Annotated in this window: 15 protein-coding genes; 6 read left to right on the top strand and 9 right to left on the bottom strand. The window is 70.3% G+C overall.

The annotated features are described in order from the left end of the window. Positions 1-568 precede the first annotated feature (568 nt). The 3 genes from ACIQD7_RS04470 to ACIQD7_RS04460 all read left to right on the top strand — a co-directional run bounded on the left by ACIQD7_RS04470 (position 569) and on the right by ACIQD7_RS04460 (position 3815). Positions 569-1750, top strand: a complete 1182-nt coding sequence (locus tag ACIQD7_RS04470) for an acyl-CoA dehydrogenase family protein (protein WP_402439285.1) — start codon at positions 569-571, stop codon at positions 1748-1750. Further along, entirely contained in the window at positions 1747-2160 is a 414-nt protein-coding gene (locus ACIQD7_RS04465; RefSeq protein WP_121832529.1) for a RidA family protein, read from the top strand. Before ACIQD7_RS04470 ends, ACIQD7_RS04465 begins: the two co-directional genes overlap by 4 nt. Positions 2161-2258: 98 nt before the next feature. After that, positions 2259-3815: an MFS transporter gene (locus tag ACIQD7_RS04460; RefSeq protein ID WP_402439283.1), complete on the top strand. Its 1557-nt coding sequence runs from the start codon at positions 2259-2261 to the stop codon at positions 3813-3815. A 217-nt stretch (positions 3816-4032) separates the two neighbouring features. Here ACIQD7_RS04460 and ACIQD7_RS04455 read toward each other — a convergent pair whose 3' ends face one another. Continuing rightward, positions 4033-4785 carry a hypothetical protein gene (locus ACIQD7_RS04455; RefSeq protein ID WP_402439281.1) on the bottom strand — a complete coding sequence of 251 codons (753 nt, stop codon included), beginning with the start codon at positions 4783-4785 and terminating at the stop codon, positions 4033-4035. Positions 4786-4891: 106 nt separating this feature from the next. Here ACIQD7_RS04455 and ACIQD7_RS04450 point away from each other — a divergent pair, with 106 nt between their 5' ends. Beyond that, positions 4892-5980 carry a hypothetical protein gene (locus ACIQD7_RS04450; protein WP_402439279.1) on the top strand — a complete coding sequence of 363 codons (1089 nt, stop codon included), beginning with the start codon at positions 4892-4894 and terminating at the stop codon, positions 5978-5980. A gap of 95 nt (positions 5981-6075) precedes the next feature. Here ACIQD7_RS04450 and ACIQD7_RS04445 read toward each other — a convergent pair whose 3' ends face one another. The 8 genes from ACIQD7_RS04445 to ACIQD7_RS04410 form a co-directional block, all read right to left on the bottom strand. Then, positions 6076-8202, bottom strand: a complete 2127-nt coding sequence (locus ACIQD7_RS04445) for a DEAD/DEAH box helicase (protein ID WP_402439277.1) — start codon at positions 8200-8202, stop codon at positions 6076-6078. Beyond that, positions 8202-9527 carry a BREX system ATP-binding protein BrxD gene (gene brxD, locus ACIQD7_RS04440; RefSeq protein WP_402439275.1) on the bottom strand — a complete coding sequence of 442 codons (1326 nt, stop codon included), beginning with the start codon at positions 9525-9527 and terminating at the stop codon, positions 8202-8204. Before brxD ends, ACIQD7_RS04445 begins: the two co-directional genes overlap by 1 nt. 43 nt (positions 9528-9570) lie before the next feature. Continuing rightward, positions 9571-11319, bottom strand: coding sequence for an AIPR family protein (locus ACIQD7_RS04435; protein WP_402439273.1), 1749 nt, complete (start codon positions 11317-11319; stop codon positions 9571-9573). 51 nt (positions 11320-11370) lie between these two features. Then, entirely contained in the window at positions 11371-14274 is a 2904-nt protein-coding gene (gene pglZ, locus ACIQD7_RS04430; protein WP_402439271.1) for a BREX-2 system phosphatase PglZ, read from the bottom strand. After that, a complete protein-coding gene (locus tag ACIQD7_RS04425; RefSeq protein ID WP_402439269.1) occupies positions 14271-18182 on the bottom strand; it encodes a DUF6079 family protein in 3912 nt (1303 codons plus the stop codon). The genes pglZ and ACIQD7_RS04425 overlap by 4 nt, the downstream gene beginning before the upstream one ends. Positions 18183-18315: 133 nt before the next feature. Next, on the bottom strand, positions 18316-20190 hold the full coding sequence (locus ACIQD7_RS04420; protein ID WP_402439267.1) for a DNA/RNA helicase domain-containing protein: 1875 nt from the start codon (positions 20188-20190) through the stop codon (positions 18316-18318). A 128-nt stretch (positions 20191-20318) separates the two neighbouring features. Continuing rightward, entirely contained in the window at positions 20319-20606 is a 288-nt protein-coding gene (locus tag ACIQD7_RS04415) for a hypothetical protein (protein WP_402439265.1), read from the bottom strand. Then, positions 20603-20845, bottom strand: a complete 243-nt coding sequence (locus ACIQD7_RS04410; protein ID WP_402439263.1) for a hypothetical protein — start codon at positions 20843-20845, stop codon at positions 20603-20605. The genes ACIQD7_RS04415 and ACIQD7_RS04410 overlap by 4 nt, the downstream gene beginning before the upstream one ends. Before the next feature lie 203 nt (positions 20846-21048). Here ACIQD7_RS04410 and ACIQD7_RS04405 point away from each other — a divergent pair, with 203 nt between their 5' ends. After that, positions 21049-21891: a helix-turn-helix domain-containing protein gene (locus tag ACIQD7_RS04405; protein ID WP_402439261.1), complete on the top strand. Its 843-nt coding sequence runs from the start codon at positions 21049-21051 to the stop codon at positions 21889-21891. Beyond that, complete coding sequence (locus ACIQD7_RS04400) at positions 21873-22085, top strand: DUF397 domain-containing protein (RefSeq protein WP_402439258.1); 213 nt, start codon at positions 21873-21875, stop codon at positions 22083-22085. The genes ACIQD7_RS04405 and ACIQD7_RS04400 overlap by 19 nt, the downstream gene beginning before the upstream one ends. Positions 22086-22087: the final 2 nt, after the last annotated feature.

The raw sequence follows: 22087 nt of genomic DNA, 5'->3' as shown, positions 1-22087 counted from the left end.
TCGGGAGGTGCGGTGGGGAAACTGCCGTGGGAGGCCGGTACGGGGCCGCCGCCGCCGGGCGCCGACCCGGAGGAGGCGGTGCCCGATGCCGGTTCCGCAGGGACCTTGAGGGGCGCCGGACCACGAGCCCAGGAGGGCTCCGGTACGGGGGTGCCGGTGGGGGCCGGGACGAGGATGCCCCGACCTGCCGGGACGGGGGCGCCGGACGGCATCGCTACGACGAGGCCGCCGGAAAGCGGCGTTACGACGGGGCGGCCGCACGGCACTGCTGGGACGAGGACACCCCGGCCCGCCGTGACGGAGGCGCCGGGCGGCACCGCTACGACCGGGCCCTCGCACGGCATCGTGACGACCGGAGCGCCGGAAGGCACCGCCGGTACGAGGACATCCCGACCCGCCGGGACGGGGGCGCCGGACGGCATCGCTACGACGAGGCCGCCGGAAAGCGGCACTACGACGGGGCGGCCGCACGGCACCGCAACGACCGGGGCGCCGCAAGGCGCCGCCGGGACGGAGGCGCCGCAGAGCGCCGTGACGAGGGCGCCCGAGGGCGCCGGAGAGGGCCCACATGCCCGCATTCTCGCTCGATCCGGAGCAGACCACCTGGTGTGCGGAGCTCCGCACCCTCGCCGCCGAACGCCTGAGGCCCCTCGCCGACCGGGGTGAACCCGGCCGGGTCAACCGCCCCCTCGTCGCCGCCCTCGGCGACCTCGGACTCCTCTCCCGCCTCTTCGAGGCCGGCGCCCTCGACCTCTGCCTCCTGCGCGAGTCCCTCGCCCGGGTCTGCACCGAGGCCGAGACCGCCCTCGCCCTCCAGGGCCTCGGCACCCACCCCGTCGCCGCCCACGGCACCCCCGCCCAGCGCGCCCGCTGGCTCCCCGAAGCCACCGCGGGCCGGGCCGTCGCCGCCTTCGCGCTCTCCGAGCCGGACGCCGGCTCCGACGCCGCCGCGCTCGCCCTCGACGCCGTCCCCGACGGACGCGGCGGCTGGCACCTGCACGGCGAGAAGCGCTGGATCTCCAACGCCCCCGAGGCCGACTTCGCCACCGTCTTCGCCCGCACCACCCCCGGCGCCGGCGCCCGGGGCGTCACCGCCTTCCTGGTCCCCGCCGACCGCCCCGGCCTCGGCGGCGAACCGCTCGACATGCTCGCCCCGCACGCCCTCGGCACCCTCACCTTCGACGGCGTCCCGGTCGGCCCCGACGACCTCCTCGGCGCCCCGGACCGGGGCTTCCGGGTCGCCATGGACACCCTGAACCTCTTCCGCCCCAGCGTCGGCGCCTTCGCCGTCGGCATGGCCCAGGCCGCCCTCGACGCGGCCCTCGCCCACACCGCCGACCGCCCCGCCTTCGGCGGCGTCCTCGCCGACCTGCAGGCCGTCTCCCACCGGATCGCCGAGATGGCCACCCGTACCGAGGCCGCCCGCCTCCTCGTCCACGCGGCGGCGAGCGCGTACGACCGGGGCGACCCGGACGTGCCCCGGCGCTCCGCCATGGCCAAGCTCCTCGCCACCGAGACCGCCCAGTACGTCGTCGACTCCGCCGTCCAGCTGCACGGCGCCGCCGCCCTCCAGCGCGGCCACCTCCTGGAACACCTCTACCGCGAGGTCCGCGCGCCCCGGATCTACGAGGGGGCCACCGAGGTCCAGCGCACGATCATCGCCAAGGAGCTGTACGCCCGTCACCGCGAGGAAGTCCGTCACCATGGGGAACAGGGACACGCTTCCCCCCGGAAGGAGCCGGCCCCATGAGCCTGCACCGCCACAACCCCGCCGACCTCGCCCCGCCCACCGGCTTCTCCCACGCCGTCACCGCCACCGGCACCCGCTTCGTCTTCCTCGCCGGACAGACCGCGCTCGACTCCGACGGCACGGTCGTGGGGGAGACCCTCCCCGAGCAGTTCACCACCGCCCTCGCCAACCTCCTCACCGCCCTGCGCCACGCCGGCGGCACCCCCGCCGACCTCGCCCGGGTCACCGTCTACGCCACCGACGTCGAGGACTACCGCGCCCACGCCCGTGAACTGGGCGGCATCTGGCGGAGGCTGGCGGGCCGTGACTACCCGGCGATGGCCGTGATCGGAGTCGTACGCCTCTGGGACGAGCAGGCCCTGGTGGAGCTGGACGGCTTCGCCGTCCTGGACGAGCCCGCGCACGCTTGATCGACTGGTCGCCCTTCCGGGCCGGGCTTAGTGTCGAAAAGGTGGGCCGACCGGCCCACGGCTCCCTCACGTGAGGGCGTTACGCGCCATGACCGCTCATGTCTAGCACCCCGAAGCCGACGGCTCCCACGGCGACCGCACCGCGCGGAAGCGGAGGAGACGGCAAGGGCATCGCCCTGTTCGTGATCGCCTCCTGCCAGCTGATGGTCGTCCTCGACATCACGATCGTGAACATCGCGCTCCCGCACATCCAGAGCGCCCTGGACTTCTCGACCACCAGCCTGGCCTGGGTCGTCAACGCCTACACGCTCACCTTCGGCGGCCTCCTGCTCCTCGGCGGACGCTGCGGCGACATCCTGGGCCGCCGCCGGGTCTTCATGTTCGGCGTGCTGCTCTTCGGACTGGCCTCGCTCCTCTGCGGGCTGGCCCAGAGCGAGTGGCAACTCCTGGCCGCCCGCGCCCTCCAGGGCGTCGGCGGCGCCATCGCCTCGCCGACCGCGCTCTCCCTCATCACCACGACATTCGACGAGGGCCCCGAACGCAACCGCGCCTTCGGCGTGTTCGCCGCCGTCTCGGCCGGCGGCAGCGCGATCGGCCTGGTGGCGGGCGGGATGCTCGTCCAGTGGCTCGACTGGCGCTGGATCTTCTTCGTCAACGTGCCCATCGCCCTGCTGATCACCTTCCTGACGCCCCGGCACGTCAAGGAGTCGGAGCGGCGCCCCGGCCACTTCGACCTCACCGGCGCGCTCACCTCGACGATCGGCATGGTGGCCCTGGTGTACGGGTTCATCCGCGCGGCGGACAAGGGCTGGCGCGACCCGTACACGATCGGCTCGTTCGTCGCGGCGGTCGTCTTCCTGGCCGCGTTCATCCTGGTCGAGCGCCGTTCCCAGCAGCCGATCACCCCGCTGCGCATGTTCGCCGACCGCAACCGCTCGGGCACCTACGCCATGATGCTCTGTCTGGCGGCGGCGATCTTCGGCATGTTCTTCTTCCTCACGCTCTTCGTGCAGCAGGTCCTCGGCTTCAGCCCGCTGCGGGCGGGGCTCGCGTTCCTGCCGGTCAGCGCGATCATCGCGGTCGGCGCCGGACTCACGTCCAACCTGCTGCCCCGGTACGGTCCGAAGCCCTTCATGGTGACGGGCTCGGTCCTGGCGGCGGCGGGCCTGTCCTGGCTGACCCTGACGGACGTGCACTCCACCTACCTGGGGAGCATCCTCGGCCCGATCCTGGTCTTCGGCATGGGCATGGGCCTGATCTTCGTCTCGCTGACCATCATGGCCCTCTCCAACGTCGAACCGCGCGACTCGGGCGCCGCGTCCGGCCTGCTCAACGCCATGCAGCAGGTCGGCGGCTCGCTCGGCCTGTCGATCCTGGTCACGGTCTTCGGCACGGCCAGCCGCAACGAGGCCGAGAAGCAGGTCCCGGCCTTCCTCTCCCAGGCGGGCCCCCTGGAGAAGGCCCGCTTCGCCGAGACCGGCCAGCTCCCCCCGCCCTGGAGCGACCAGGTCCTCACCTCCGGCGTCTCGGCGGGCTTCGTCACGGCGGCCGTCTTCGCCGTGGTCGGCGCCCTGGTCGCCCTCTTCGTCATCAAGGTCCGCCCCTCGGACATCGAACGCCTGAAGGGCGGGGCGGGGATGATGCCGGGCGGCTAGGGCCTGCCCGGCGGATCATGGCCGGGGACGCGGCGCCCGGCACGGCACCTCGCCGCGTTGCCGAAACGCCCCGATAGCTCCGCTGTCGAGCCGCTCCGGCGCCTTGCGATGCTTCCCCTGGGCCCTGCGGGCCCGGGGAGGCCCCATGCACCAGACGCCGCGTCCCACCCGACCCTGATCCGCCGGACAGGCCCTAGGGCCTGCCCACCGGACACCCCTAGGACGTCGGCTCCGGCCGCAACCGCGCGTACGGCGTGTCCGGGCAGCCCGCGTCCGGCGGGGCGAGCTTGAGGTAGGCGGTCGCGTACTGCGGGTTCTCGATCCGCCGGCCCGGCGCGGGCTCCTGGAAGCAGACCCTCCAGGTGCTCGGGTCGGCGGGCAGCGTGACGTCGGTGTAGACGCTCTCCGGGCGCACCTTCCTCACCCCGACCGCTTCCAGCATCTCCCCGGCCTTGAAGAAGTCCGCCCCGGCGACGCCCGGCATCGACGGCCAGGGAATCTCCTCGCCGTCCGCGCCGGGACAGGGAGCGTCGACGCGCACCACCCCGAGGTCGAGCACGGGCCGCTCCCCGCCCCGCTGCCCGGCCGCCGTCTGGAAGCACACCTTCCATCCGTCCGCGTCCCACTGCCCGGCGTTCTTCTCCGACGCGTCGTGCGTCACGACGTCGTACCCGGCCCCGGAGGCGACCTCCCGCGCCTCCCTGAGCACCTTCCCCACGAGCCGGGGCGGCCCGACGGGCGTCGAAGTCACGGAGGGAGTGCCCGTGGCCGCGACGGAGGAGGGGGAGCCCCCCGGCCGGCCCCCGCCCTTCGCCTCCCCGGGCACCCTCCCCGGCTCCCCGGACGGATCCCCGAAGAACAGCAGACCGCCCCCGAACACCAGGAGCACACCGACGACGACGAACACCGGCCGCCGCCACCAGGGCCGTACGGCGGGCGGGGGCGCGGAGGGAGGCGGGTACGAGTCCACGGCGGGATCGTAGGCCCGCCTCCGGGCCCACCGCCGGGGTATGCCGGGATCGGCGGAAACACGCCCTGGATATCCTCGGAACCCTTCACGAAGGGGACGGGCATTGATGCGCAGGACGGTGGTCCGCGGGACGGCGTGGACGGCGGGGGTGCTGGCCCTCGGTCTCCTGGCGACGTGGATCTGGTGGCGGGAGAGCGACACGGCGGCCCGCTGGCGCTTCGAGGAGGCCATGAAGACCTACTGCGGAGGCGTACTGGCCCACGAGAAGGGCCCGTTGTTCGACGGCCTCGGACACCACGTCGCCCTGCGGGGCGACCACGGCGCGCGGAAGGACGCCCACACCTGCCGGCTGGGCACGCCGGGACGGGAGGTCGTGGTGGCGCTCCTGCCCGGCGGCGATCCCGGCCCCGAGCAGCTGAGGAACGCCCTGCCGCCGCTCCGGGACGAGGTGCTGCTGCCCGTCCCGCTGGGCGGGGGCTGGCGGGGCTGGATCGACGGCTCCTCGGCACGGGTCCTGCTCGGCTGCCGGGGAAGCGCGGACCGGGTCGCCGTGACGGTCGGCATGGTCTCCCCCCTGAGCGAGAGGGACGTGGAGACGGTGTTCGCGAAGCCGGAGATGATGTGGGACGGGACCGACCACCTCTTCGGCACCCGGTTCGCCCTCGCGACGGCGGTCAAGGCGGCCGGGCACTGGGGCTGCGAGCCCGAGACGGGGAAGCCCCTCGCGTCCCTGCCCGAGGTCACCGGCGACGAGGCGACCGACCGCGCGGACGGCACCTGCGCGGGCCTGCCCTTCGCCCGCGACCGGCGGCTGGACACCGTACGGGAGACCGCGGTCGACCGGTCCGCCGTGTACGAGGTCTGCGAGGTCGCGGCCTCCCACTACTTCGACGACCGCTACTCCTTCACCGCCCGCTTCGGCCCGTACGCCCTGACCGGCCGACGCGAGGGGCGCGTCCGCGACGTCACCGGCGAGGCCGGCGCGCGGGGCGGCACCCTCTGGGCCACCGCCCGCTGCCCCGGCGACACCGAACGCGCCCTGTTCACCGGCTACACCCCGCCCCAGGCGGCCACCGTCCGGCTCCCCGGCGAGAAGGGCGAGGAGACCTTCGGCCTCCCGGCCTTCCACGAGTTCGCGAAACGCTCGGCCGAACGCCACGGCTGCACCGACCTGCGCCTGCCGAAGTCCCGCTGACACGACCGCCGCGGTGCCTCGCACCCTCCGGCGTTTTCCTGAGCCGGTGCAGGTGCCGCGGCGTTTCAGTCAGGGCTTATTGCAGTCGGCACGAACTACTTCTGCTGGAACCTGGTCTGCTCCGACAGTGCTGCGCGTGCTCCTTCGAAGTCGGCGAGTCTTGCCGCGACCGTTGCCATAGCAAGGCGCAAGGGTAGGGCGGCAGAGAACTTCAAGCCTGCCACCGCGCGCTGATCGACGTCAGGAAGAACTAGGGCAGGCCCGGATCCAGCAGCCTTGAGGGCACTCCTCCACATGTGCTGGGTCAGGTCTTCCCGTAGTCGGACGTAGCAGTCCGTCGGACGTTGGACAGGATCGGCGATCGATCCCAGCGTTGCACCGAGTGTCGCATTGGAGCGGTAGCCCGCCCACGTCCACCATCGCACGTCGTTTCCTTGACGCACCACGAGAGTGCCGCCGGGGTGGACCATGTACGGCGCTTCCTCGACGCGCCATTCCTCCAAGCAGACCTCAGCCCTACGGGTCAGACTCACAGGCGGGTCCGCACCGAGAAGGACCTCACGCATGGCGCGGGTGAGGGAGTGCGACAGCCCCGCGACCGACCCGCTCGACCATTTCGCCACTCCGCCGTTCTCGACCGGTTCGACGAAGACCCTCTTCCGTCCCCAATCGATGAACGTCACCTGCCAGCTGCGGCCTGCCAAAAGCAATCTGCGCGGCCCCGGCCGTTCTTCTGTGAGGACGGTGGAATCCATTCTGCCGATTTCGGTGCGCCCCGACAGAACGGTGAACTGAGGCGGTGCGGTGAAGGAGGCCGTCAACTCGATGAAGTGCCGTCGCCCGAACCTGTGCTCGGCCTCCGGGCCGATGAACAGCATTCCTCCGTCGGAATCGAGGAAGCCTTCTTCCACGAGGTGGCGAAGTACAGGGGCAGCTGAACGATCGAAGGGTACGAGGCCGTTCCATTGGTCCGGCCACAACTGATCGCCCAGTTTGTGTTCCTGCAGCGTGACGGCGAGGAGTTGCTGAGCCACGAGATGGCGAGGCTCAGGAGGCGGAACGACGGGTTCGACCCATCCCCGGCCCCAGAGCAGGAGCAGCGCCGCAGCCTGCAGCAGAGTCTCTTTGCGGGTTGCGAGGAAGAGACAGTTACGGGTGGAACCGGAACGTCTGCCCGTCCGACCGATGCGTTGCAGAAAGGAGGCGACGGTGGCGGGGGAATCGATCTGGATGACCCGGTCGAGGTCGCCGACGTCAATACCCAGTTCCAGGGTGGAAGTGGCGACGATGACACAGTCGCGCGCTTCGGCGAACGCCTGCTCGGATCTGGCCCTCTCGTCGGCTGACAAGGACGCATGTGAGAGGAACACCGTGGTGTCGCGTGCCCGAAGGGCCGCGCCCAGTTCCTCCACTTGGCGTCTGGAATCACAGAAGACCAACCGCTTCTCACCTCGGTGCAAGGCGGCGATGACCTTGGCTGCGTTGTCGAGGGAACCCACGTAGTCGAGTTCCACGTCTCCTGGTGGCGGTGACACCGGAGCGGTGGGAGACAGGCCCGGGGCCACGACACTGCCGGGACGCCGCCCGGCCTTGGCTCCCTGCAGCCACGTCAGGAGCTGCTGCGGGTTGCCGACGGTCGCGGACAACCCGATCCGCTGGATGGCGCGCCCCGTCACCCGTTCCAGGCGCTCGAGGACGGCCAGCAGGTGCCAACCGCGGTCGTCGCCGGCGAAGGCGTGGACCTCGTCCACGACGACGGCTCTGACGCCTCCGAGCAGATGAGCGTGGTCGGTCTTCACGCCGATGAGCATGGCTTCCAGTGACTCCGGCGTGGTCAGCAGGATGTCGGGCCGCTCGGTGCGGATACGACGCCGCTGGGACTCCTTGGTGTCGCCGTGCCAGAGGGCGGCCGAGCGGCCGAGCCACTGCGCGTATCCGTCGATGCGCGTTACCAGGTTGTTGAGCAGGGCCTTCAACGGACACAGATAGAGGACCGACGTGCCGGTCCAGTTCTGGGTGGACATGGCGGAGAGGAGCGGGAGGCAGGCAGCCTCGGTCTTTCCGCCGGCAGTGGGGGCGAGCAGCACCGCGTCCTCCCCGTTCATCACGGGATCGATGGCGGCGCGCTGGAGAGGCCGGAGGTCCGGCCAGCCGAGGGTGTTGACCACGTGGTGGAGGACGACGGGGTCGAGCCGGTTCACGGGATCGATGCCGTCCGGCATCACAGCTCCAGGTGGATGCCGTCGGCGGAGGACGCGGAGGCCAGGTTCCGTTCCACGTCAGTGAGTTCCGTGCTCGTCACGGTCAGCCGGTAGTGCTGACGCGGATCGAAGTCCTCGAACTGGTCGACGCGGTCGAGGACGTCCCCGACCAGTTTCTTCAGGAAGAGCCGAGGTGCCACGCCGACCTTCCCGCCGAGGGACCCGGCCACGGCACGGGCGAGATCGGCGATGTACGCGTCGTCGACGTGTGTGGTGATGCGCTCCGGCGCCGCAGCACCGGAGGCGTACAGGTCGCGGATGTTCACGCCGAGGCTGGTCAGCGACTCCTGGGTGAACCCGGTCAGGCGTAGCTGTACCGCCCGTGGGTTGTCGAAGCGCGGATCGGTCGTGAAGTCCGTGGCCAGACGCTGGGCGAGCGGCGCGAGCCGCTGTACGCCCTGCTGGCCGTCGAAGAAGGCGGGCGTCCCGGTGATGACGAGGTAGAGGCCGGGGAAGCGGCCGGAATGGACCTCGTCGATGAGCTGCCTGAGAGCGTTCAGCGCCTTGTCGCGCGCGTCCGACCGGACCCTCTGGAGGGTCTCCACTTCGTCGAGGACGACGAAGAGCCCCCGGTGGCCGGAGTCCCGCAGCACGGTCAGCAACCCCTGCAGGAAGCCGAGGGCACCGAAATGGTCGAGGTCCCCCCGTACACCTGCGGAGCGCCGGGCTGTCGCGGCCACGTGCGGCTGACCACCGAGCCAGGCGAGGACCGCCGCCGCCGTGGCCTCGTCGCCGTCGGCCAGCGCGGACCGGTAGCCACGCAGAGCCGCGGCAAAGGACGGAGCATGACGCGACACCTCCGTCAGCCGGGCGGCCAGGAGCCGCTCCACCTCCCCGGTCAGGTCCTCCTCGTCCACGCCGGCGGCGAGGGCGTCCTCCTCGAGGGCATAGAACCAGGCGTCGACCACGGGGCGCAGGGCACTCGGCGGGAAGCTTGCCGTCGCCAGTCGCTCGGTGAGGCGCCGGTAGACGGTCTCCAGTTTGTGCAGCGGTGTTTCGTTCTCCGAGATCTGGATTTCGGAGACGGCGAAATTGCGCTGCTTGGCGCGTTCGCCCAGCCAGCGTGTGAAGAACGTCTTGCCGGAGCCGTACTCGCCGCGCACGGCTTTGAAGACCGAGGCACCGGAGGCGACCGCGTCGAGCTCCGCGTCGAGCGCGGACTCGAAGCGGTCGAGCCCGGTGGCCAGCAGATCCAGGCCGCTGTCGGGGACCGCCCCGCGCCGGAGGGCGTCGATGGCGGTACGGCGTCGGGCGGCGGATACGACGGTGGGACGAGGAGCACTCACCCGGCCATTGTCCCATCCACTTCGGGGCGGGCACCCGGTCGAGTCATCGGCGACGCAGGCTGCCGTAGCCGAGAGCCGTCGTCAGGTGACCGACGAAGTCGGCGCTCTTCGCGGTCTTGTCCGGCCCCCACTGCTTCTCCTTCTGGAACAGTTCGAACTGTTCCCGGAGGGACGCCCACAGCGACTCGAGCCGTGCGGGAGTGGGGAAGATGTCCTCCCGGGCAGCGTTGCCGAGCGTGTCCGGCCTGTTGAAGACGCGGCCCATCAGGTCGACGGCACCGAGCATGGCGAGATGGAAGTGCAGGTTGGTGTACTCGGATCGTGAGACCGGCTCCGAGGCCGTCTGGAGGAACTCGTCCACCTGACGCTGAGCCCTGGCGAGCCACAGGTACACCGGGAGCTCGGTCTTCTCGGAGAACACCCGCCGGTAGTCCGTGTCCGACTTCAGCAGGCTCGACGGCCTGGCACGTGCGTGATCCGGCTGCCCGAGGGCCATCGCCATCACGGACTGGGCGAGCAGCGGGATGCTGACGATGCGGTCGGTCGGCTTGCCCTGGTTCCGGTAGAAGTTCTTGCGGCGGTCGTAGAACCACTCGTGCTCGAAGAAGTAGGACTCGATCTGGCGCTGGATGTCGTCGGTGGCGCGCAGGGAGGCCACGGGAACGCTGGTCTGCCGGTTGGTGGCGCGGATCACGGCATCGCGAGCGGCCTGGTCGGCCGTGACGAGGATGCGCACCTGGACGAGCCGTTCGAAGACGGGGTCGCTCGGCTCCGTGGAGTACAGCTCGCGCAGAGTCTCGTGGAGTGTGTACGAGGTCTGGAGGCCGTTGACGATCTGCACGTCGGAGAGACTGAGTCGTTTGCCGACCGACGTGGCCTGGGAGCACACGATCGTGATGCCGTTGTTGAGCCACCAGAACTCGGGCGCGTCCGCGTTCTGGAGGGACGCGGTGATCTCGCGGTTCACCTCCACGTTGCCCTGGTAGTCGCGGACGTTCCAGTCGAAGATGTGCGACTTGATCGTGCCGGTCTCGTCACTGAGGAAGTCGATGTACTCGCCCAGGGCGACCAGGGCGATGTGGCTCGTGCCGTGGGTGATGCTCTCGCGGTACGGAAGCTCCAGCGTGTACGAGGGAAGGGTGCTGGCCCGCTTCCAGAGCTCGGCGGGACCCAGGAACTCGACCTCACCCGTCGAGATCGCGAATGCCTGGGTGAGCTGGGCCTCCAGGAGCTTGGCCTTCGTCTGCACCTTGACGTGGACCTCGGACGCTTCGCCGCGCGTCACGTACGAGAACTTGATCAGCATGGTCGGGTGGCGGTGTGCGAGACGCTTCAATGCCTCCCGGAACAGCTTGAAGCGGCCCAGGAGGTCCTCGTTGTAGAGGATGGCCGCGGAACCCTCGTCGACCTCCATGTCGAGGAGGTCCTTGCAGGTGGCGGACACGCGGTCCAGCGCCAACTCGGAGAAGGTCTGGCTCGTCTTGGCCTGGACCAGCCACAGCGTCAGCTGCGTCCCGGCCTCCACCTGCGAGGCGGCCGAGGAGTGCTGGAAGACCTCGCTGTCCTCGTGCAGCAGCCGCCCGCCCAGGAATACGTACGCACCGTCGATGCCGCCGTCGTTCCCACCGCCGATGATGCCTGCCTCTATCTCCTCCTCAGACAGACCGAACCCGTGCAGAGCGTGCTCGCTCGCGAACCGTTCGAAAGCCGCGTCGAACGACAGGGGAACGGTACGGGCGTTCCGCCACTCTTCGATCATCTGGTTGATCAATACACGGTCGTTGGCGCTCATGGCTCCTGGCTCATCGTGACGAGGGGCGGTGGGGGTCGGAGGTGCGTGCCGTCAGTCGAGATCGAACTGGACGCGTAGCAAAGGAAGATCGAGTCGAACCGTCCTGCCGTCGGGAAGGGTCTCCAGGACTTGCACGCCGTCGTAATTGAGGAGTTGGCGCAGAATGGCGGCGAACCCGTCGGCCCTGGTGGCCGGGTAGGCCACCCGTTGGGCCAGAGCCGTCACGGGAAGCGTGCCGCCGGCATCGATCAGGGCACGGATCGCCTGCTTCACCTTCTCCATCGGGGGCTTGCGCGCAAGCAGTTCCTTCTGGCCCTCGAATGTGTCCGACGAGAAGAGCGCCTCGACGAGTGCGTCGTCGGGGTCGACGACAGCAGCACTCACCAGCGCGTCCTCATGGTCCGCCGCCGGAACGAGAGCAACGTCGAACAGCGAGTCGTGAGTACGAGCCAGACGCTCCTGCTCCTTGCTCGGTTTCTGCCGGACGGCTCGTTTCGCAGGGGTGACCGGCCCGGATGCCGAGACTTCGTCGGGACGACGCACTCGCTCCTCCAGGTGCCACCAGGCGGGCCGCTGGTCTCCCAGCTCTCGCCACGCCGGAGGGGGTGTGGCACCGAAGGGGAGGAAGGCGAGGACAGGAATGGTGAACTCGGCGAGCGACGCCCCGCCGTGGTAGCCGGCCTTTCTGGCCGTGTACCGGGAATCGGCGTCCCACAGAGCGACGACCGAGCCCCCGGGGAGGGGGGCGACGACCCTGCTCCCGCGCAACTCGATCTCCACGGGGGCGGTGTCGCCGCCCGGGGCCCGGTGGCGGGCGGACAGCGGTGATTCCGCCGGGACCTTCTCGCCGTGCCGGTCGACCACGTGCCCGTGGTCACTGGTGAGGAGGACGGCCATGCCCTGCTCCGCCGCCACCCGCATCAGGTCCAGCAGACCGGGGACGTGCGCGGCTTCCCATGCCCCGTCGCCGAGCTTCTGCTCCTTGGCGAGCCGATCGTCGATGGCGTTGAGGACCACTGCCACGTGTGTGCGGCCGTCCGCGAGGGCTTCGGTGAGCCCCCGCCCGAACGTCTCGCCGGCGCTGTCGGCGCGCAGATCGTCCTTGTGGAAGACGGCGGCGGGTGCTCCGCCCCAGAGCGGAAGCCGCGGGAAGAGCTGGATCTCGTCCTTCTGCGACCCCTGCATGAGCCTGCCCGCGAAGAGCGAGGTGCGGGAAACGGCCGTCAGCGTCGGAAGGGCGGCGGCCATGGCACGACGGCGCGGACTTCCGTCCTCCACCGGGTCGAACTCCGCCCACGAGGCCCGCAGCTCCTCGCCCAGCTCGGTGGCGATGGCCGCACTCATGCCGTCCAGGACGAGCAGCAGCACCCGCCTGTCGCCGGCGCCCTTCACGACGGGTTTGACGACCCGCTCCAGGAAGGACTCCACGGTCAGTCCCGTGCCGGGGCCGGTGCCCGAGGCCGTCCAGACGGCGAGCGTGCGGGCGAAATCGCGGTCGATTTCGCGGCGCCGTTCACGCACCCGAGCGGCGAGGGCACTGTACGCGGCGGCGAGCACCGGATCGGAGTCGCCGCCCGCCTCGATGTGTTCGAGAGCACGGTCCACCCAACCGGTCTCCGAGACGTGATCCTGCAGGGCGTCGAACACCGGCCGGTGCTCGACGACCGACTCCGTGGCCAACCACTGGACGAGCCGCTGTCCCATCCTGGCCCGCTCGATCCGGGCTCGGTGTTCGGGACCGTCGGCGCGCCGGTGCTTCTCCAGAGCGCGCACCGCGTCGGCGACTGGCTCCGGCTCACGTGCCGCCAGAGCTCGACCCACGGCTGTGAACCCGGCTTCCAAGCCTGCGGACAGGACGGGACTCTTCTGCGCCGCGGCCTCCGAACCGAACTGGCGCACCAGCGCTGATGCCCGATCCAGAACCGTGTCGCTGATCCGACGGGCCTCACGGGCATCATCCGAGCCGTCACCGGCGGTCCGTGCCGCCCTCGTCAACAGACTCGTGACGTACTCCTCCGCCGCCCGGCCGAAGGCCGATGCCAGTGCGTCGAACTGCTCCCCTTCGGCCGGTGGCCGGTCCCCGAACCACCGTTCGGCGCGACCGCGTGCGGTGTACGTGGCCGCGTCGGGTTCGGCATGGCACCACAGCGCGGAGCACACCAGACCGAAGGCGACGGCGTCCGGCCCGTGCTCCGCCTCGACCAGCGCGAGGAGTGCCCGCCCGGCGAGCCCGGCCTGGTCCTGCTCGCCGAGGAACGACACGAGGCCGGATCGCTCGGGCCCGCGCAGCTCGAGGAATCGTTCGGGCCCCGTTGCCGTCAGCGACCAACCCAGTAGGGCGTGCATGTCCAGACCGCCTGTCGCCACGGTGTGATCACGCGTACCGAGTTCGTGTTCGTCCCGGTAGGAGCCGAGCCGCAGGCGCCGCAGGGCGAGAGCCGACAGCGCGATGGACCGGGACAGCAGTCCGCCGCCGAGTCGCGGCCAGCCCGAGGGAGGGGCCGCGTCCAGCAGTGCTTCTGCGGCCCAGTTGTCCTCCTTGAGCCGCGGATCGATCTGGTGGGCGCCGAAGGCGTCACGAACCACGTCCCAGCTGTCGACCGCGTCGACGCGCTGCTTGTGGACACGGGCGAGGACCGCCGGGTCCAGCTCGTTCTGTTCCCGGTCCGTGAGGACGACGAGCACGGCAGGACCGTCCGCCCGGTCGGAGAGGTGGTCGAGCACCAACTCGTGCACGGCGAGCGGGGACGGTGCCGCGGTGATGCGGGCAGTCTGCCCTTCACCCCACACGGGTGCGCCAGGCCCCTCCCACTGCGGAGCAGAGCGCAGCAGAACGGCCCGGCGCCTGCCCCGGCCGGTGAGCGCGTCGGTGAGGGACGTCTGGGCGGACAGGTACTGGGTGATCGTCGCGAGGTTCAGCCGTACCGCGATGGTGCCGGTGGCGAGTGTGCTCATGACTCGACGACCCGCCAGGTGATCTCGACGATGGCTCCGGGCTCCTGGGCGGCCAGCTCGGCGATCTCGGCCTGAAGTTCTGCCACCGCGCGCACAGCGGTCGTCCGCCCGCCACCGGACCGGCGAACCCGACCGGTCGTGCCGCCGGCAGCAGCGGTCGACCGGTTCTCCTCGGGGACGGCAGGGTGGCTGCTCGGAGTGTTCAGGTCCACGTCGCCGGAACGAGGGGCCGGGGGAGCCGGAGCAGGCGAAGGGGGACTCACCGCCCGGTTGCGCTTCACCAGTGCCAGGACCTCGCGCTGCGTCTGGGCGAGGGCGTCCTTCAGATTGCCGGTGCGCTGGTCGCTGCGGGCGACGTTACGGAGGGAATCGAGAAGCGCCGCCCCTTCGGGCCCCTCGGAAGAGGCCAGATCGAGGGTGCTCCAGGACGTCGAAGCCAGTGCCCGCGCGACCTCGCCGGCCTGCTTGACGGACGTACCGAAACGGTCGGGGCTCACGGTACCGAAGTCGAAGGTGGCGAGTGCCTCGACCGTCTTCCTGGCTCCTGCGGCCCCCTGGCCGGCCGACCGGGTGAGCACGTCGAGCAGTTCCACGGCCCGGCGGGCGATGGCCAGGCGTCCCGTCTCCACCGTCTCGTCCAACTGGAGGAAGGCCGCGTGCTGCTCCAGCTCCGCCACCAGCTGACGGGCGTCCGGGAGGTAGGCCTTGGCCGCCTCGGCGATCTGCCGGGCCAACTGATTCACCATGCGGCCACGGCGCAGCGTGGGCGCCGGGTCCCCGAAGACTGCGGCGAAGCGCTGCCGGGCCGTGTCCCAGTCCCCTTCGGAAGGAAGCGGCTGGCTGCGCAGGGAGTCCTGGTCCTTGATTTCGTGCAGCCCGGGCGCGGGGTCGAGCGGCACGCCCGCGCGGACCCACACCCGGTCGTCCATCTCGGCGAACGAGGCCACGACGAGACGGACGAGGAAGGCGGGCAGCCCTCGCGGAGTCGGCCGGTCGGTCCAGTCGGTCAGGGTGATCAGGCTGAGGTCCCCGGTCACGCCCTGCTCGCGGGCGAGCTGCTGGAAGTGGTCGGTCCAGTAGCGCGAGAGCTCGAAGTACGCCTCCTTCTGCCGGCCGAGCTGCAGCGGTACGGCGACCCTGCGCATCAGGTTCCGGTCGGCCGACGGGATCTCGGCACGTCCGTCGCGGGCTTCGGCCGCCGTCCGGACGTGACCGAAGACCTTCTTGGCGTCGGCCGGCCGGACGGCCGTGCCGGTGCCGTCGGGGTCGAGGTCCGGGTGGTCCGGGTACTGGTTCGCGAGCAGCTTGCCGGCGATGTGCCGGATCCCGTCGCGCAGGGACTGGCCGAAGGAGAGCGTCAGCCCGTCGACCGCGCGCAGCGACTGGAGGTGGTCGGCGAAGCCCAGCTCCACGTCGGTCGCCTTCTTCTCGGCGAGTCCGTACGCCTGCTTGAAGGCCGCCTTGACGTTCTTGAGCAGCGTCTCCCGCTGGGTCTCCAGGAGACCCTTGGCCCGGGCCCGGTTGTCGGCGCTCAGGTGACCCGCGTACTGGCCGTCGAAGCGCTGCTCGTCCGCGAGCGCCTTGTCGATCACGACGAGGCGGCGGAAGTCCGCGTAGCGCTGGCTGGAGAGGTGTGTGGGCAGCCAGGCGACGCTACGGGACGGCTCGCCCTGCTTCTCGCGCAGCCGGCGCATGCGGTTGGCGTCCTCGACCGGCCCGTACTCGCTTTCGTCGAAGGGCAGGTCGATCGCGATGCGCCAGCGGCCGTCCAGCTGGGGCATCAGGTCGTGGTCGGGCAGCTCGTCCTCGTCCGCGACGTTGCCGAAGACGACCTCGACACTGCGCTCGGTGCCGCGCCAGACGAGGTTCAGCTCATCGATCAGCTGGCCCTGGGTGATTCCGAGTTCCTCGGCGAGGAGGCGCTTGGCGAGAGCGGCGCGGTTGCCCGGGTTGTCGTTGACGTTGGCGTTGGCGATGACCGAGTCCACGTCGACGCCGGACAGCTCGAGCCGGACACCCGGATTGGCCTCGGTACCGGTCTCCTTGATCTCCGGGAAGCGCCCCGCCCATTCGGCGATCTTGTTCTTCAGGATGCCGTACTCGCGGCCGGGGATCGGGGCGACCACCGAGCCGTAGTTCAGGGCCGACAGCCGGCGGATGGTGAGCTCGGAGAGGGCGGGGACGCTCGGGGCGAGCGCCGACAGCAGCAGAGTGCCGACGATGCGGTTGTCGCCGATGAACAGCTTGATCCGGCCGCGCAGCGCCGGGTCGGTGATGTCGTCGGGGCGGTTGGTGTACTTCTCGACGTCCTCCTCCGAGACGTTGTGCGTGAGGAGGAGGTAGGGGTACAGCTTCGTCTTGTACAGCTTGTCCGCCGCCTCGAAGACGACCTTCAGGCTGTCCGTGAACGGCTTGTCGCCGCCCGCGGTGATCAGGGGATATAGGTCACCGACCGGGATCAGGTCGCCGAGTCGCAGCTCGTTGCGGTGGTCGGCCAGGAGCTGGCCCATCAGCTTCATGCCGGTGCGGTTGCGCTGGAGCGCGGAGGACACGTGCACGAGGGTGTCCATGAAGGCCGGCGAGAAGGGGTACGTCAGCCGGAAGCTCTCCTCGTCCGCGCCGACGCCGTCCGCGCCCCGGTCGGAACCGAGCAGGGTGTCCCAGACCTCCTGGCGGATCTTGCGCGTCTTGACGAACTCCGCCTTCACGAGTGCCGCCGCGTCCGCGTCCTTCGGCCGGAGGAGACGGGCGTGGGCGACCTGGGGAAGGTTGCGGTCCTCGAGGGTGATCTTGTCGAACCGGCCGGAGGCCAGGTTCAGCGTGTCCTGGATGGAGGACTCGGCCGCTCCCGACACCTCCTCGCCCACGAGCTCGCGCAGGTCGCGCTGGCGGGCGATGAAGGAGACCACCGGAATGGCGCGGCGGGCATCGCCGCCCTCGACGAAATTGGTGATCTTGCTCGCCTCGCGGGCCACGAACTTCTGGTCGTGGATCAGCGTTGCCAGCCACAGGATCAGCTCGTCGAGGAACAGGATCAGACCGTCGTAACCGAGCCCCTTGGCGTGCTCGGCGATCACGGACAGACCGGCGTCGAGGGAGATGAACCCGTGCTCGTCCTCGGCGGCGTTCTTCGCGAAACCGGGCAGCAGGTTCGTGCTCGCGTCGCGCACGAGACGCGCCCGCAGCTCCGAAGGCGTGGAGGGGCGGACCAGGTTGAGCGCCTGACCGCCTTCGTGGACCTCCTCGGCGGCCAGCGCGGTGTCGAGCAGTTCCGGCGTCCACGTCCAGGCGAGGGACTCCCCCCACTCGTCCTCTCCCGCGCCTGCCGTCTCCCCGTCTCCGTCCACCGGGGCGAGACCGCCGATGACCGCCTGGTCGCCCATGCGCGCCCGCATCGACCGGATGTCCTCGAAGAGGGAGTCCGTCCGGTACACCTGCGGCGTCGGGGCCTCGGGGTGCAGCTTCTTGACGTGGCTCACGTAGCCGCCGAGGACCCGCTGCTCCAGGGCCTTCGCCCCGAGCATGTGGTACGGGACGAGCAGGAACTTCTTCCCGTCCGTGCCGAGCCACTCGTGCTTCGTCAGCACCGGGTCGAAGTCCCCCCGCCCATGGGCGGCCGGGCTGCCGCTGAGCAGGGCGTGCAGCACGGCCATGAAGTGCGACTTACCCGAACCGAACGATCCGTGGAGGTAGGCGGCCTTGGACGTGAATCCGTCAAGTGCGGACTTGATCAGGCCGAGCGCCTCGTCGAAGTTCTCGAGGAGGCGCTCCGTGACCACGTAGTCCCGCAGCGCGCGCTCCGCGCCCTCGGGAGTCGTCGCCTCCGAGAGCTGGAGAACGAAGTCCGAGGTGGAAATGGACTCCTTGATGTCGATGACGTCACGGAGCAGGGGCGGCTGCTGGGCCATTGACGATCTCACTCTCCGACGGGCGTGTGCTGCTGGTGGTACGGATGGTTGACGCTCGTCCGATCGTATGGCGTCGGTCTGACAACGGATGACCGTTTTCGGGCACCGGTGGTCGAGCCGGAACGGGCGTCGTCTACGCGTCGAGCACCGACGGGATCAGCGACCGCAGCTTCTCCCGGGTCTCCGCATCCGTCGAGTACACGATCGTGCCGACCATGCCCCGGGTCAGCAGCACCTTGTAGGTGTTCCGGACGAGACGGTCGATGTGGTCGTCCGGGGTGGCCTTGGTGAACGACGGGTCCTTGGAAGCCGTGCGGTCCACCTCCCAGTGGTCCGTACGCCACACCAGGTCCGGCCCGATGATCACGCCGGACCAGTCGTACTCGAAGCCCTGCGCCGTGTACACGCAGCCCACCTGTCCGAAACCTGCCTTGTCCGTCGCCCAGAGAGGTGCCGGCGGAGCCCCGAGCACCGACCGGTCGCCGTACAGGTTCCACGGCCGGGCCCAGTCGCCGATGACGACGTCGGCGGGCAGCTCCTGCATGTCCGGAGTGATCTTCGTCGTCCACTTCCAGCAGTAACCGGCCGACATCCGGGCCCCGTAGCCCTCGTCGCGGCGCTTGCCCAGGAAATCCTCGAGCTCCTGAGGAGTGTCGGCGACCCGGAGCCGCACCTTGCCGTCCGGCTCCCAGACCGTCGGCTCCCCGCCCTCCAGGCCGAGCAGGTCGGCCACCCACCGCACGTACGCGTCGCTGCCGCCGCAGCGGAACTGGTCGTCCAGCTCCACCACCGTGCACTCGAGTCCGTGCTCGGCGGCGGCCTGCCGGATCTGCTCCTTCGTCCCCATCTCGCCCGGACGCACCACCTGGTGCTGGTCGAGCAGGAACACCGGCACCCTGGCCGCGTCGATCAGCTCGGACACTTGCGGACGGCCGGTCCGCAGGGCGGCCTTCGTGTAGCGGTTGGCGGAGGTCACCCGCAGCCGGTGCGCCTCGTCGCAGATCAGCACGTCGAGGTCGTTCGGCTGGGCCTCCATGAAGCTGTTGAAGTACTTGAACAGCTTCTGCACCTCGGGCTTCCGCGCCCCCGCGACCTTCCGCATCGTCTTGGTGAACGACTGCGACCCGGTCGCGTGCAGGGCGGCCACCCCGCGCCGGTACAGCTCGCCGAGCAACTGCATCGCGATCACGCTCTTGCCGGACCCGGGCCCGCCGGTGACCACGATCACCTCCTTGTGGTTCGACCGCTGCGCCTTGCGCACGGCCGACATCACCAGCTCGTAGGCGATCCGCTGCTCGCCGAGCAGCACGAACTGCTCGCGGTCCCGCACCTCGGCCGCCGCGACGCTCATGAGCTGCTTGGACGGCCGCACCTTGCCCTGGAGGAGCACGTCGGCGGCCTCGGCGCCGGACTTGGGGGCGAGGCGCGAGCGCAGGAAGTCGATGAACGCGCCGCGCTCCTCGCCGGTGTACATGCGTCCGTGGAGCGTCTCGGGCACGGACCGCAGCGACCCGACCCCGAACTCGGTGGCGTTGTGCAGGTAGGCCACGCCGGCGACGGCCTCGGGCGTCCGCTCCACCGCGCCGTTGAAGGACAGCAGGTACTCGCAGTAGCCCCGCACCTGCTCGATCGGGTTCAGCACCGGATGCGCGTAGGCGTCGATCCGGCAGAGGACCGGGTCGTCCTCCTCGGGGTGCGCCTCGCTCCACTGCTTGAGCTCCACGACGACGTACGACGGCTCACCGGTGGTGGGGTGGACGCCGGCCAGTATCGCGTCCGCCCGCTTGCTGGTGAGCGGCAGCCCGTACTCGATCAGGACCTCGACCTCCCCGAGCCCGGCCTCGACGAGGGCGTTGGCCAGGGCGGGAAGGCTGCGCTTCCAGGACCGCACTTCCGAATTGCCGGGCTGGTGGCTGTGCTTGTGCCGGAAGTTCTCGACCAGGAGCAGCGCCAACGACCCTTCGAGCGTACGGGCGGCCACGGACGCGGCGGACTCACGGAACAGCAAGAAATGCCCCCAGGCAGCACGAAACGACGCTCGTGCGGGTGGGGGCGTGTCCTCGAAGTCCGCGGGGGCGGAACGGAAGCCCGGCGGGCCGCTCGGATGATTCCGGCCATCTTAAGACCGTGTGTGCATCATGTGGAGGGTGCTGGTCCGGACTCCGTCAGGTTCAGGCCAAGGGAGGACCCGTTACCGCTGCCGCGCCGACTGCGCGCGTTGGCCTCGGCGACGAGGGCGCTCAGCAGCTCCGCGCCGGTGAGGGGGTGGAGGTCCGCCGGGGCTACGTCCCACGGGACGCCGCCGACGAGCGGACGGAGCCGGAGGCACGGGCCGTCCGTGCTCGTGACACGGCCGACGAGGTTGCGGGTGGTGTCGAGGGCGACCGCCCCCACATCGGGGAGGTCGTGGTCCTCACCGGTCACCGCGTGAGCCCGTTCAGAATCACTTCGGCGAGCGCGTGGGCGACGGGCGCGGAGCAGACCCCGAGGTGGACGAGGGCGTAGGAGGCCTCCCCCTCACGCTCGTCCGGCCACGGGGTGCGGATGTCCATGGCGGGGAGCTGGACCCCGGCCTGAGAGAGGGCGGCGGCGAGGGCGTCCCGTGCATCCAGGGCCTCCTGGATCTTGGGCGTGGTGCTCGGTTCGCGCGGGGTGGATGCCATGGGTTCACTCCTCGTGGGTCGGTTCCGCCGTTTCACGGACCCGTTGACGTGCGGTGGATTACGTTGCGTAGTCCAGGTGTGACGAGGATGTGCCCGGACGCGAGTGGGCCTGGTGTGGACGGGGGAGTACTTCCGCGGCGCACGGCGCCGGTTCCACACCTTCCACACGGTCGGTCCGTACGAGCGACGCGGAGGGCGACGCAATGCCGCAGCGACGAGTGGTCAGCGGCCGAAGCCAGGAGCCGCGCCGGCGGTTCGCGGAGGAGCTGCACAGACTCCGGACGGCCCGGAAGCTGAGCCTCCGGCAGCTCGGCGAACGGGTGGGCTGGGACTGGTCCCTGTTCGGCAAGATGGAGAAGGGCGAGACGCTGGGCAGCCCGGACGTCGTCCAGGGCCTGGACACGTTCTACGAGACGCCGGGGCTGTTGCTGGCGCTGTGGGAGCTGGCGGCGGGGGACAAGTCGCAGTTCAAGGAGCGGTACCGGCGGTACATGACGCTGGAGGCCGAGGCGGTGAGCCTGTGGCACTTCGCGGTGAGCGTGCTGCCGGGGTTGTTGCAGACGCCGGGGTACGCGCGGGAGCTACTGGCGTCGGGTGGGTACAAGGGCAAGGAATTGGACCAGCAGGTCGAAGCCCGGATGAGTCGAAAGATGCTGCTGGAGGGGGAGGACGCGCCACCGTTCCGGACGATCCTGTCGGAGGCAGCCGTCCGGACCTCCCTGCGGGACCCGACGGCATGGCGAGAACAGCTCGAGTACTTGTGTGAAATGGCCGAGCAGTCGAACGTGACGATTCAAGTGCTCCCTCAAAGCGCCGGGTTGCATGGTCTGTCGAGTACGGACGTGTGGTTCCTACGGCTGCCGGGCGGACGCACCGTGGCGTACACGGAGCACGGATACGGGGGCGAGCTCTTCGAGGACAGCGCGGCGTTAGAGCGCATGCAACGTGCGTACGATGCGATGCGTGACCTGGCGCTTTCTCCGGCCGAGTCGCGGAAATTCATCCTGTGCATGTTGGAGGAGCTGCCGTGCGACCCATCGACCTGAGCACTGCGACCTGGCGCAGGAGCAGCTACAGCAACCAGGACGGCGGCGCGTGCGTCGAGGTCTCCGACGACTTCGCCCCCCTCGTCGTCCCCGTACGGGACAGCAAGAGCCCGCATGGCCCGGCCCTCGTGTTCCCGGCGGGAGGCTGGTCCTCCTTCGTGGCGGCGGTCAAAGGCGAGCAGTTGAACGGCTGAGA

Origin of the sequence: Streptomyces sp. NPDC093071, assembly GCF_044754545.1 — a bacterium.
Classification (GTDB): domain Bacteria; phylum Actinomycetota; class Actinomycetes; order Streptomycetales; family Streptomycetaceae; genus Streptomyces.
This window is presented reverse-complemented; position numbering and strand designations above follow the sequence as displayed.